11 protein-coding genes are annotated in these 12,546 nt (G+C 46.4%); 4 read left to right on the top strand and 7 right to left on the bottom strand.

The window, feature by feature from the left end; genetic code table 11:
* Nucleotides 1-8: 8 nt before the first annotated feature.
* From HGH47_RS03290 to HGH47_RS03280, 3 genes are read left to right on the top strand one after another with little or no spacing between them, the layout of a single operon-like run.
* On the top strand, nt 9-1,190 hold the full coding sequence (locus HGH47_RS03290) for a hypothetical protein (protein ID WP_212565313.1): 1,182 nt from the start codon (nt 9-11) through the stop codon (nt 1,188-1,190).
* Between the two features lie 34 nt (nt 1,191-1,224).
* The gene (locus HGH47_RS03285; protein WP_212565314.1) at nt 1,225-2,085 is read left to right on the top strand and encodes an alpha-hydroxy-acid oxidizing protein; all 861 of its coding nucleotides are present in this window, start codon (nt 1,225-1,227) and stop codon (nt 2,083-2,085) included.
* A gap of 48 nt (nt 2,086-2,133) precedes the next feature.
* The gene (locus HGH47_RS03280; RefSeq protein WP_212565315.1) at nt 2,134-2,871 is read left to right on the top strand and encodes a 16S rRNA pseudouridine(516) synthase; all 738 of its coding nucleotides are present in this window, start codon (nt 2,134-2,136) and stop codon (nt 2,869-2,871) included.
* A 12-nt stretch (nt 2,872-2,883) separates the two neighbouring features.
* On the opposite strand, the gene HGH47_RS03275 is transcribed toward HGH47_RS03280, so the two are convergent.
* From HGH47_RS03275 to HGH47_RS03250, 6 genes are all read right to left on the bottom strand, one after another.
* Nucleotides 2,884-4,731, bottom strand: a complete 1,848-nt coding sequence (locus HGH47_RS03275) for a methyl-accepting chemotaxis protein (protein ID WP_253675542.1) — start codon at nt 4,729-4,731, stop codon at nt 2,884-2,886.
* 92 nt (nt 4,732-4,823) lie between these two features.
* On the bottom strand, nt 4,824-5,225 hold the full coding sequence (locus HGH47_RS03270; RefSeq protein ID WP_253675543.1) for a DUF6672 family protein: 402 nt from the start codon (nt 5,223-5,225) through the stop codon (nt 4,824-4,826).
* Nucleotides 5,225-6,352, bottom strand: a complete 1,128-nt coding sequence (locus HGH47_RS03265; protein ID WP_432910334.1) for an ABC transporter permease subunit — start codon at nt 6,350-6,352, stop codon at nt 5,225-5,227. The genes HGH47_RS03270 and HGH47_RS03265 overlap by 1 nt, the downstream gene beginning before the upstream one ends.
* 3 nt (nt 6,353-6,355) lie before the next feature.
* Nucleotides 6,356-7,396: an ABC transporter permease subunit gene (locus HGH47_RS03260; RefSeq protein WP_253675545.1), complete on the bottom strand. Its 1,041-nt coding sequence runs from the start codon at nt 7,394-7,396 to the stop codon at nt 6,356-6,358.
* On the bottom strand, nt 7,397-8,977 hold the full coding sequence (locus HGH47_RS03255; RefSeq protein ID WP_432910330.1) for a sugar ABC transporter ATP-binding protein: 1,581 nt from the start codon (nt 8,975-8,977) through the stop codon (nt 7,397-7,399).
* Nucleotides 8,978-9,381: 404 nt separating this feature from the next.
* Complete coding sequence (locus HGH47_RS03250) at nt 9,382-10,638, bottom strand: DUF3798 domain-containing protein (protein ID WP_253675547.1); 1,257 nt, start codon at nt 10,636-10,638, stop codon at nt 9,382-9,384.
* A 290-nt stretch (nt 10,639-10,928) separates the two neighbouring features.
* Between HGH47_RS03250 and HGH47_RS03245 the strand changes: the two genes are divergently transcribed.
* On the top strand, nt 10,929-11,792 hold the full coding sequence (locus tag HGH47_RS03245) for a DMT family transporter (protein WP_432910326.1): 864 nt from the start codon (nt 10,929-10,931) through the stop codon (nt 11,790-11,792).
* Nucleotides 11,793-11,817: 25 nt separating this feature from the next.
* Here HGH47_RS03245 and HGH47_RS03240 read toward each other — a convergent pair whose 3' ends face one another.
* Nucleotides 11,818-12,474, bottom strand: a complete 657-nt coding sequence (locus HGH47_RS03240) for an HAD family hydrolase (RefSeq protein WP_432910324.1) — start codon at nt 12,472-12,474, stop codon at nt 11,818-11,820.
* Between the last annotated feature and the right edge of the window lie 72 nt (nt 12,475-12,546).

The raw sequence follows: 12,546 nt of genomic DNA, 5'->3' as shown, positions 1-12,546 counted from the left end.
AGTCTTAAATGAAAAAAAATATAATGCGTATCTTTGTGTGTTTTTCGATAATATACACTGCCGCAGCCGTAGAGTTTAACGTACCTAAATTTAACTTCGGGATATCGGGAGCCAAACAGCCGGGAAGCTCGTCGCAATTCAGTATAGTCCAAGAATCGTCCATAAACTTCCGTTTGCTGCACGGAGAACGTTTTTATAGCGACCTAAACCTTGCACTCTATGTTCCTGATGTCCTGCGTTTTTTCCATCCGGAGCAACAGTCACGGACACCGGGACAATTTACTTTTATTGATTTTTCTCTGAACTTTCCCAATCTCGGAGGCAAGCCGCTGATTTTATCAATTTTTACCGGAGAGCATCAAAGTCTTACGGGCGAACGCTATAGCTTTGATTTTCTTAAACACGGTATGCGTCCGGTAAAAATGTATGAAAACGATATTGCTGCACTTTTTACCCCACCACGTCCTCGTGAAAGCGTAGGTATCAGTGCTGCAGGACTCATTTTGAACACAGGGTATGTTGGAGGATCTTTCGGCTGGAACGGGCGGATAAAAAAAACCGAGCAAGAATACGGCATATATACGCAGGGAGGTGTTTTCTCCAATGCGGCCATCACCAACACGTACCTTTCCTTTCATATTACCGATAATGCGGCAAAGATATCCGGCGCAGCATCCCTTTCCGTACTCTTCATTCCTCATAACAATGTCGCTATTTTTACACAAGTTGGTTTGCATAAAACGAATTTTAGAAGCGCAACACTCAAACAGGATGTTATCGGAAATATCTATGCGTTTTTTGAACCGCGTATTATGCTTGAACATGTCAATTTTGATTTTACATTTTTTGTTTCTAAGATTCGGGACACTCAATCCGGCAGTCTTTTTCCTGTTACGCCACTGATAAAGCCCTTTACGATCATTCATAATGAGCTATACGGCGGGTTGAATATGTTCTTCGGATTCGGAAATATTGAGTTTGATAAAATGCAGGGAGGTTTCCACAGCTTTGTTGCAATGCCGATAACCCGCCCCGTAAACATACAGTCAATGCTGATAGCGCTGACGCCGTTCTATACATGGAATATCGGCCCCTGCGATCTTGACCTTCGTTGTTCGATTTATCCGCTCCTCTACGCCACTCCTACTTCTATGTTCGAAGCCAAGATTGCACTAAAACGTAATTTATAAATGCATAAAACACTCCCCCTATTGTAGACAAATTATGAGCGGATATAAATGTCATTTTTGTGCCGAATGCGACGGACACGGCTGTATCGATGAACTGCCCGGGATGGGCGGCGTGTTCGAGAGCGCCAATTTTATCAGCAACTGCGCCGCATGGCAGAAGTATTACACCGATACACCGTATAATGATGAGCTACCACCCATTAGATTGGCGCCTATTACCGGCGGAGTCGAAAACGTCGGCTACGAAGATGAAGCTGCATTTTATTTTGATTTAATTGAAGCCTGTGCCGAAGCAGGTTTTTTGCTCAGTATCGGAGACGGTTACCCCGATGCAAAGATACAGGGCGGTCTTGCAGCCCTACAGCGGTATGGAAAAACCGGAGCAGTGTTCATTAAGCCGTATCCTAATCCCCGTATCTTTGAACGGATAGATTGGGTACGCAGCTCTGCCGATATTATAGGGATCGATATTGATTCCTATAACATTGTAACGATGCGCAATCTTGTTCACCTTGAGCAAAAAGACGCTCAGAGCCTAAAAGAGATACAGCGGTATGCACAAAAGCCATTTGCCATCAAAGGAATCTTTTCACCCGAAAATGTCGAGCTGGTACGAGAGCTGCGTCCCGATGTTGCGGTTATTTCCAATCACGGCGGCAGGATAGAAACAAGGCGCGGCAGCACGGCGGATTTTTTAGCCGAGTACGGCAGTACGCTCCATAAGTTTGCAGGCGAGGTATGGGTAGATGGTGGATTGCGGAGCCGTGCGGATATCGCCGCTGCGAAACGGCTCGGTGCGGCACAGGTAATGATCGGGCGTCCCTGCATCACTGCATTATTGAGCAATGGCGCTGAAGGGGTGCGAGCTCTGTACCGCCGCCTGACTGTGGATTAAACAGTAACCCTGTCCGACAACATCGAACAGGTATAATATTTGCAGAATATGCTTGTTAGGATAGATAAAATACTTGCAGCAAACGGGTTGGGCTCGCGGAAAGATATACGGCGGCTTTTACGCAAAGAAGATTTCCGAATCAACGGCATACGGGTAACTGATGCAGGGACGCTGCTTGACCCTGAACACGATATGCTTTTACGGAACGGGGAAAAACTGTATCTCCGTACCTGCTGTTACCTTATGCTCAACAAACCGGCAGGGGTTGTTACTTCTACCGCCGATCCGCTGCACTGCACCGTTATGGAGCTGCTTCCGTCTCCTTTTTCCGCAATGAAGCTTTTTCCCATCGGGCGACTCGACATTGACACCGAAGGACTGCTCATCATTACCGATGACGGAGAACTCACTCATCGGCTTACCGCTCCGAAATCCGCCTGCATCAAAAGCTATTATCTTGAAACGGCAGCCCCTTTCACCGAAGCCGAGTTTAACGTCGCCCAAACGGCTTGCAGTCAAGGATTAGCACTCGGAAAGAGCTTCACCTGCCTTCCCGCAACCTTTGAACGCACGGAAGCACACAACATAAAAACGGAATGGGCTTTTTTGATGCATATCTGCGAAGGAAAATACCATCAAGTAAAAAAAATGATAAAAGCGCTCGGAAACGAAGTAGTCTACCTCAAGCGGATTTCGATGGGCGGCGTTACGCTCGACCGGCAATTAGCTGCCGGTTCTTGTCGTGAGCTTACACCCGATGAAGTCGCAACGCTTAAAAAGATATAACATACCCGTTCCCTAAACCTTAAACTTACCGACTTCCTCAGACAGGCTTTCGATTGCTCCTTTATTTTGCTGCGTAATAGAGTTCACTTCCTGTACGGCATTATTTATCTGAACAACCTCGTGCGCCATTATGTTTATATTGTCGGTAATGGTTTTTGTAAGACTATCAAGCTTTTGCATTTCGCCGGCAACTTGTGTTCCATCTCTGAGCATTTGTTCCGAGCCGTTTTTGACATCTAAAGTTACTGTTTTTATATTTGAGATGGCATTCAAGACTTCACGATTGCCGTTTCCTTGTTCCTCCATCGCTCGCATAAGATTAGCGCTCATAGTTTTTACGTGTTCTGAAAGTTCAAAAATACTGGTAAATTTTTCTTCAACGGTTTTTGATGCTGTAGATAAGCTGCCAATTTCAGAGCCAAGCATTTTCAATGTCATTGTAATATTTTTACCTTGTGCGGAAGATTCTTCCGCTAACTTCCGTATTTCGTCGGCAACCACTGCAAAGCCTTTACCGGCTTCTCCTGCATGGGCAGCTTCGATTGCCGCATTCATTGCAAGAAGATTAGTTTGGCTTGCAATATTTTGAATAACATTACTCGCTTCCATCAATCCGCCCGATTCCTCAGCTATTTTTTCCGTTACGGCGTTGGAATTTACGATTGTTGTTTTTCCATCTGCCGTCGCTGCAGCAAGCCGTTTAATCGCCTCATCGGTTTTTTCCAGCGTTTGTGTAATCGACGTGATATTCGCCGTCATTTGTTCTATCGACGATGAAGACTGAGCAACACTTTCCGCCTGTATTTCAATACTGGCATTCAGTTGCGTTATTGTGTTGATTATCTCTTCAACAGCTGCGGATGTTTCCGTAACACTTGTAGCCTGCGTAACAGCCTGTTGCGTTATGCCTTCGATGTTGCTATGTATTTGATGAGCCGAATCCGCTGTTTGTGCAGTGTTCACCGAAAGTACCCCGATAGCCTCTTTCATCGCTCTCGTATTATCTTTTACACCGGTAAGTAAAGAGACCGTATTTTTATGGAACAGATTTAATCTCGTTCCTAAAAGTCCGAAAATATCACGCCGTCGCAATTCCAAATAATTCGGAGTAAAATCTCCAAGCGCCAATTTATCGGTAAAAGAAACGATAAGTTCGATTCCGGTATTAATGCCCTTGTAAAGTGTATAGTTGACAAAAAGAGCTCCCAGCAATACCACGATAGATATCGGAATAATCGAATGTGTTACGGTCTCTATAATAGTCATCCCATTATAAAGACTCGCTAAAAATGGAGATATGCAAAGGAAAATGATACCTGCAAAAAGGAAAAAACCGACAAGCATACCGCGCGTCGTGTACGACATAGAAATATGCTTTCTCTCAAGCGGTAAAAAATTTACATATTGTTCAAGCTTCTGAATCCAGATCACATAAAAAAAGAGCGCTACAAAAAACAAGCACCCTGTCGATGTAAAAATTGCCGCAATAAACAGTATTGTCGAATTCACGCCTATCCATAACAGCGATACAACCGGAGTTACAGTCGCTAATACAATCGGGACACCGATACTGAGTTTTGAATATAAACCCAACGCTTTATTCGCCTTATTTACACCGTCTTCTTCCGTCTGCCAGTTGAGGACAATAGCCATAGTCTTTTTATAAAGAACAATTGGGAAAACAATCGTAGCACAGGCGGTCAATAAGGTAGATGGCGCTATTAAAATTTTAAAGAGCGCATCTTGCGGAAGTATTCTTACATACCATGCATATAAAAAAATAAAAATAAAAACACCGGTGTATATTAAAAAATTCAAGACAAAAATAGTTTTCGGCGGTTTTGATACTACAGTAGTCATCGGCAAATCTCCTCTCGTCTATATAAAGAATAATTCGCACCATACTATAATTTATTACTTATCCAGTCAAGAATTTTAAAAGAACCAAGATTCTACTCCTCCGCCGGTTTATACAGCTCAAAGTGACTGACGGCATTCTCGCCTCTCGTAAAAGCCGGAATAGACACCATCACCGCATCTTCAAACAACGGAATGGTGATAGTACCGGTAACATCTTCTTGCCCGTTAAAAAAGCTAACCTTTACATGATGAGTCTGACCCCGCAGCATAATTTTATCGCGGTCGCCCTTAAACATCTCGAGCGGCTTTTCACCATTAAACGAAATAGAGCAACCGTCAATCGCTTTATATGCGCCGTTCGGGTCGCTGTTGTTGTCTATCAGCACGGTATGAGAACGACCGAATAAAAACATAAGCGCCATAATGAGCAAGTAAAAAACAACCAAGCCTATTTTAACCAGCCGCTGACCTTTTTTTGAACGTACTCGAATCATTATGCCCTCCCGCTTTCGGCCCGCAGCGCAGCCCGCTGTTTTTCCGCATTCTTTTGATTACGCGCCGCGTGCATGACAAGCGATAACGCAATTGCCGCATAGCCGGAAAACTGTCTGAAGTATTCGCCGATCATCGCAGAATCAAAGAGGTGCTGTCCCGCCATCGGCGTAACGATGTACAAAAAATGCAGCAAGATAATGCCGATAAAGACGTTTCTAATGCTTGCCTTATTCACCGAAGCGCCTCCGACGAGGATTGCTGCGGCAGCAAAGAATCCGGTTTGATCATGCGCGTTATAGGTGCTCATGTTTCCCATATTCTGCAAGAAGATAATCTGTCCGATACAGGCAAGCACCGTCGAAATAACAATCGAAATAATCCGTGTCCGCTCAACCGCAATACCGGAGGCGAGCGAAACCGCTTGATTCTGCCCGATTGCCCGCATATCCTGTCCAAGCTTTGTCTTTCTAAACCACACGATAAAGAAACACAATGCAATGATAATCAGATACGAAAGAATCGGAATTTTAAATCCTGCAATCGTCAGCGGAATTGCCGTATCGAGCGTCTGCCGGACGGGCGCCAACTCAAGCGTATTACGCACTCCGTAGCCGCGGGAAAGCATAATCGCCTTATTGTGCATCGGAATAACCGACCCGAGGATGTACAGCACAAAGAACTGATAAATCCCGTTAAAGAAAAACCCGAGGATATAACTGGTAACCATTTCCCGCCCGCGGGCACGGTTCAGTACCGAGCCGGCAACAATCCCAAGCAGAATGGAAAGCGGCATCCCGATACCGGCTGCAAACACCAGCCCGTAGATACCGCCGATGCTCCAGTCCATTGCAAAAATAAGGCCGATCTGCCCGGCCATCGCACCGAGTACCATCCCGAAGTTAATACCCATTCCGGCCATAATCGGCAGGATGAGCGCAAACACCAAAAAGGAGTTTCTGCCGATCCGCGTTAAAATTTCGGCGATAATATGGTGCGCCGATAACCCCGACACGGGAATGGCAAGGAACGAAATAACCAAAAATATGATGGATACCAAATTATCCAGAATAAAATCAACCGCGGAAAAATGTTCCCGCTTTTTTTTAAGCATATTAGACGATACCATAATCTACCTCGCCGCCTGCGTTTTCCGCGTCAGTGCATATAAGATCATACCGTTTGACAGGACAATACGGATAACCTCCGACATATCGGTTTGCAGTACACTGTTAATAACGGAGGGAGTCATTGTTAAAATACCTTGAAACAGAAATGTTCCCAGCATCACATTTAAAATCGAGGCTTTATTGACCGATGCGCCTCCGATCAGAATAGCCGCTACCGCAGGGAACGCCATAAAAAGCGGCGCCTGATACAGCTGAATAAAGCCGAAACTTTGCTGATACAGCAAAATCCCGACGCCGCCGATAACGGTAGACAGCACCGTACTGATAATCCGCGCTCGGTCGATATTCACGCCGCTCGCCCGCGCAAATTCAGGATTTGACCCGACCGCAGTCAACGCCGTTCCCGTCCGTGTCTTCATAAATACCTTCATAATAAAAAAGCAGATAAAGACAAAGAGAATAAGCCCGGTCGGAAATACGAATGCGCCGATTTTAAACACCCATAAATTATTCAGTATTTTCAGCCAGTATCCTTCGAGGGTGATGGTTGTACGCAAACCTTTTCCCGCATAGCCCCACACCATCGTCGGATTAGTGTACGGCAACAGCAGCCATAAAATCGACATAAACATAACCGCAGCGAATCCGACATACAAAGCGATGGTCATCTCTTCGCCTTTAATCAGATTCAAAAGTTTACCATAAGCATAGCCGATCACCGCACATATCAGTACCGTGAATAAGACGGCTGAAAAAAAGCCTGCCCATCCGGTTAGGTTCAGTTCCATTGCGAGCGTTGCACCAAGCAGTCCGCCGATAACGCCGAGCGATAGCCCGAAGTTAAGACCGCAGCCTGCCTGCACCATCGGCACCATCGCAAGCACCAAGAGGGCATTCATCCCGAAGCGGTTTATCGTATCCGAAAGGGATGCACCGATACTGACATTGACAAAAGGAGCCGCGATAAACAGCGACAATAAAAACAAGAAAATGATAATGCGCGGCCATCCGAATGCCGCAAGCTGTTTTTTTAACTGTTCCATCTATTTTACTCCTGCCATATAAAGTGCAAACTCCGCCGGATCTTCGGACGGCTGCAGTATATGCGCAACCTTGCCCTGAAATACGACAGCGATGCGGTCGCACGCAGAGCGCAGCTCTTCAAGTTCACTCGAAATCATCACAACGGTAACGCCTTTTTCTTTATTTAATGTGCGGATTGCTTCCAACACCAGCGCTTTAGCGCCGACATCAATACCCCGCGTCGGCTCCGCAACAAAGAGCAAATCGGGCTCCAGACAAAATGCTTTTGCCAAACACAACTTTTGCTGATTACCGCCGGAAAGCTCCCGCGCCTTTTGCTGGGAACCGGTGCATTTAATTTGCAACATCTTGATATACTCGTCGGCGAGCGCCTTCATCGCTTTTTCGTCGCGGACGGTGATTAACCCGCCCAGATATTTTTTTAAGTATTTATGCTTGGCCTGCATAGCGGTAAAGGCGATATTCCAGTCAAGACTTTCATCCAGTAAAAGACCGACGCCGCGCCGATCTTCGGAAACAAAAGCAATCCCTTCCGAAAGCACTTTTGAAGTTTTGCTGATGTCAAGCGGCTTGCCTTTAAAGATAACCTCACCGCCCGCACGGAACAGCCCCATAATACCGTTGGGAATACCGATTTTTCCCTGCCCGGCCAAACCGCCGATGCCGAATATCTCTCCCCTTTTAACGGAGAAACTTGCATCATCAACCAGCTCTCCCGGCATATCCACCCACAGGTGTTTTACCTCGAGGATGGTTTCGTCAAACTGACGCGCCGTTCTTTCGGCCGTCTGCCCTTCAACCTTTCTTCCCACCATCGCGGCCGCAATCGCCTGCATATCCGTTTTTGCGGTTTCCGTGACTTGGATTGAAACACCGTCACGCAGCACAACAACCCGATCGCAAATTTCCATAACTTCGTGCAAGCGATGGGAAATAAAGATAACCGCGATGCCCTTCTCCGCCAATGCCTTGATGGATTTGAGCAGAACCTCCGCCTCCGATTCAGTGAGGACGGCAGTCGGCTCATCCAACACCAAAAGCCGCACATTATCGCGGTCTATTTCGCGGGCGATTTCGGTAAACTGCTTATGCCCGACCGGCATTTCGGAAATGAGCGTCTTTGCACTAATCGAAACCCCGAGTTGGTTAAGCCGCTGCTGCGCCCGCTCGCGCATCGCTTTGCGGTTTAATGTCGTAAGCCGCGGTCCAAAGAGGTCGGAGATAATGCTTTCCTGTTCAAGCTCGCGGTTCAACATAATATTTTCGCCGGAAGAAAAACCCGGAATCAGCGAGAACTCCTGATGTACCATCCCGACACCTGCACCGAGAGCATCGAACGGTGTTTTGAAAACAACTTCTTTTCCCAGCAGCCGAATAGTTCCGCCGTAGCCGCCCGTTTCGGCAATCACCGGCATACCGAACAGAATACTCATCAATGTTGTCTTTCCGGCTCCGTTTTCTCCTACCAGCCCGATCACCTCTCCCGCATGGACATCAAAACTCACACCTTGCAAAACGGGCGTTCCTGAAAATTCCTTCGTAATATGATCGATGGATAAGATAACTTCATCATTATTCATAAGTTTCTATAATCCTTCGCTATTTAAGCAAACATTCAGCAAAAAAAACGGGTACACTTCAAAACTTTCCATGTACCCGTTGTGCTGAGGAGGCTTTTTTTAAATAGTCCTTAATTTAATAATCCGTCCGTATTATTAGACCTATTCGATAACTGCGTTTTCGAATAGGTTGACGAGTTCTAAATCGCACAAATAGTACCCTAAAATGCAACAGTTGAACAAAGTGTGAACTTTGGAAACTGCTGCATTGATGTGCGGAACGCGCATACGTTAATACGCGATGTTTGCGAAGCAAACTCGACGTGTTTTTCAGCCGCGCTATTTCAGCGGCTGAAAATAAACTTACGATTTAGAATATCGCATTTCAAGGTAACCTGTTCAGAAACGGAAGTTTCCGAACAGGTTTATTTATTAAATTTCATATTTAAGTACTTCTGCGGTACCTCTTGCTCGGTTGTCGACAAAAAGCCTTTTCCGAGGATGTAGGTATCCATAAATACTAATGCTTGGTTCTTTGCGCGGACACCGGTATTGGCATCAGTGTAGTATGCGCTCTTCCACCGTGCATTGGGGGTAAAGACACCCAACGCTTTCGAGAGATCGGTAAGGCTGCCTTTCTCCGCTTCGCCGTCGATGATGCGGCGGGCGTATTCTCCCAAACCTGCGCTGACGGTAAAACCGTATGAGTATGCCCATGTACCGAACCGGCCTGCACCGCCCTTATCGATAACGGACTGCTCTACCTTCGTTAAAATGGCTCCGAAGTCGCCCGCCTGTTCGGTAAGGTCGATACCGAGCGCTCCCGGATAGCCCATTAACGGGGACGGAAGGTCTGCTTCAACAAAGATACCCCCGTACTGTAAAAGTTGCTTTAAGAGCGGCTCCGTATGCGCATCGTTCGTACAGAAGAACGCAGTTTCTTTACCGTATTTTTCAACCCACTGCGGAACCTTTTCCAGAATAAATTGCTGTGCGCCCGCAACGCCGACATCGCTGGTCGGGTCGGGGGCGGTTTCAAATACAAATTTCAACCCGATATCGTTACATGCAGCTTCCATGATTTGGCGGCGGAGACCGAGCGTTTCATACGACATGTGCCGCGGGAAAGAAATATGCACGAATGTCTTTGCACCGAGTTCTTTCGCTGCCCAAATAATCGTATATCCGCGGGACACGAAGTCATTGCTTATCGCCATATCGGCAGCCGCTTGAATAACAAGCGGGTCTTCGTGCGGCTCTCCGGCAAACAGCAATATGTCGGGACGTTTTTCCCGCACGCGTTTAAACGCCTCTGCCGTACCGGGAATTCCTTGGTTGACGATAATCGCTTTCATCATCGGATCATCGGCGAGGGCGGCAATCTGCGTGATGGTCGTTTCCTGTTGAGACATAAAGTCATCAGGATAGGTGATATGCTGAATCATACCGCCGGTTTTAGCGGAACCGTACATTTCGATCAGTTTTTCGGCGCCGCGAAGATCATCTTCCGATTGAGAGACGGTTCCCGTTACAATACCGATATGGTACGAGGCGGTCTTACCGTTAGCCCCCGACTCAGCTTTCTCCGGCTTTGTTTCCGCTTTTTTGCTGCACCCTGCAACGAATACGCTCAAGAATAGTGCAGCCAATAAAACAAAAACGGCTTGCATGTTTTTTTTCATATTCAACTCCTTTTGATACCGTATGCGCATCGAAAACGATAGTGCATACGTTTTGGAACCTCTAAAATCTCACGTCGGCTCTTTTAAAGATTCCGTAAAATAAAACTTTCATTGATAGTAAGTTCTTCGGAAAAAAATGTCAAGTATTTTATGTATAAATATGCAATAAAAAGAGTAAGAAACAGTATTTTTATGCAAAAATGGATAAGATTATTTTGAATTAATAGGGATGAAGATGCTTTTTATGCGTTGTCTACAGTCATTCTTCCTGCTATACTTAGACCGATATTATGACTATTCGATTGACTTCCGCACAAAAAGGGATTTTGTGCATTATTTGTTCGGCTTTCTTTTTTACTGTAATGAATTTATGCGCAAAGCTTTCCGGCGATTTGCCGTCTATCCAAAAAGCGTTTTTTAGGAACAGCATTGCCTGCGGTACATCGCTCTTTTTTCTGATACAAACCCGTCGGTTTACCCTGCCGCAGAAAAAAAATCTGCCCTTCTTGATACTGCGTACCGTATTGGGAACTGCCGGATTGGTTTCCAATTTTTATGCTGTCAGTCATTTAGCGCTCGCCGACGCTTCCATTTTGGCAAAGCTCGCGCCGTTTTTTACTATTTTTTTTTCATTTCTCTTTCTGAAAGAGCGCATACGGTTTACTCGACTTCTTGCAGCGGTCTGTGCATTTGCCGCAAGCCTCTTAATTATTAAACCGACTTTTGCCGGATCGGGTCATATCTTTGCCGCCTCCGTGGCATGTTTCGGAGGGCTCTGCGCAGGCGGCGCATATACCTGTGTCCGCTATCTTTTAACGCACAAAGAACACGGTCCGTTTGTGGTATTTTTCTTTTCGGCGGGATCTATGCTGATTTTGCTGCCTTTTTTCATCTATAACTTTGAACCGATGAGCATGCAACAGCTTTTCTGGCTGCTTGCCGCCGGTGCTGCGGGGGCCGGCGGGCAGTTTACGGTTACCGCTGCATACTCCTATGCCCCCGCAAAGAATATCGCCGTTTTCGACTACACGCAAATTCTCTTTGCCGCAGCATTCGGCTTTTTGCTGTTCCAAGAAATCCCCGACCGCTACAGCATCGCCGGTTATGTCATTATCTGCACGATTGCACTCATACTGTTCTTAAAGAAAGACTAATTATCAGCTCATTAAATCAAGCGCTTTACGCGGTTACCAGCGGCAGCAGCTCCGACGGCTTTGCGATAATATGCGTTGCCCCGGCGCCTTCCAATTCGGCACGGTCTCGAAAACCCCACAGAACGCCGACAGTAGCCAACCCCGCGCTTTTTCCGGTGTTTATATCCACGGAGGTGTCTCCGATGTAGAGGCATTCCTGTTTTTGGCGGTGTAAAAGCTCTAAAATCTCAAACACGCCGGCAGGATCCGGCTTAAGCGGAACGCCTTCCCGTTGACCGAAAACGGCGGAAAAAGTCCCCGCATCAAAAAAAGCTTTGATGATTTTTTGCGTAGTCGGCTGCGGCTTATTCGAAAGAACCGCCAGCTGGACACCTTGATTACGCAGCGCTGTAATCATATCGGCAACGCCGTCATATACGGTACAAAGGTGTAAAAAATCGGCATCATAGGCTGCATTGTAATCCTGCAAAATGCGGTCTTCCAACGCCGCATCCGTAACGCCGTGGTATGCCAATACTCTGTGGATAAGCGTCCGCGCTCCGTTTCCCGCAAACTGTTTAAAATGTTCCACCGGTGCAGGGGGCAGTCCGTGTTTCGCCGTTTCCGCATTGACAAAATACGCAAGCGTCCGAACGGTATTAGTCAATGTCCCATCCAAATCAAAAATACATGCCTTAATCATAATGATAGAGTATACCGCATCAGAGGCTAAAAAGGGAATCGCACACTTGATTTCTTAAGGGGGGGGGGGAAG

Source organism: Treponema sp. OMZ 805 (assembly GCF_050937395.1).
In the GTDB taxonomy this organism is placed as follows: domain Bacteria; phylum Spirochaetota; class Spirochaetia; order Treponematales; family Treponemataceae; genus Treponema.
The sequence above is the reverse complement of the archived record's forward strand: the minus strand, read 5'-3'. Positions and strand labels throughout refer to the sequence as shown.

Excerpts from the sequence above, each read along its gene's own strand:
- HGH47_RS03290 (WP_212565313.1), top strand. The coding sequence starts at position 9 with ATGAAAAAAAATATAATGCGTATCTTTGTGTGTTTTTCGATAATATAC.
- HGH47_RS03285 (WP_212565314.1), top strand. The coding sequence starts at position 1,225 with ATGAGCGGATATAAATGTCATTTTTGTGCCGAATGCGACGGACACGGC.
- HGH47_RS03280 (WP_212565315.1), top strand. The coding sequence starts at position 2,134 with ATGCTTGTTAGGATAGATAAAATACTTGCAGCAAACGGGTTGGGCTCG.
- HGH47_RS03275 (WP_253675542.1), bottom strand. The coding sequence starts at position 4,731 with ATGACTACTGTAGTATCAAAACCGCCGAAAACTATTTTTGTCTTGAAT.
- HGH47_RS03270 (WP_253675543.1), bottom strand. The coding sequence starts at position 5,225 with ATGATTCGAGTACGTTCAAAAAAAGGTCAGCGGCTGGTTAAAATAGGC.
- HGH47_RS03265 (WP_432910334.1), bottom strand. The coding sequence starts at position 6,352 with ATGGTATCGTCTAATATGCTTAAAAAAAAGCGGGAACATTTTTCCGCG.
- HGH47_RS03260 (WP_253675545.1), bottom strand. The coding sequence starts at position 7,396 with ATGGAACAGTTAAAAAAACAGCTTGCGGCATTCGGATGGCCGCGCATT.
- HGH47_RS03255 (WP_432910330.1), bottom strand. The coding sequence starts at position 8,977 with ATGAATAATGATGAAGTTATCTTATCCATCGATCATATTACGAAGGAA.
- HGH47_RS03250 (WP_253675547.1), bottom strand. The coding sequence starts at position 10,638 with ATGAAAAAAAACATGCAAGCCGTTTTTGTTTTATTGGCTGCACTATTC.
- HGH47_RS03245 (WP_432910326.1), top strand. The coding sequence starts at position 10,929 with ATGACTATTCGATTGACTTCCGCACAAAAAGGGATTTTGTGCATTATT.
- HGH47_RS03240 (WP_432910324.1), bottom strand. The coding sequence starts at position 12,474 with ATGATTAAGGCATGTATTTTTGATTTGGATGGGACATTGACTAATACC.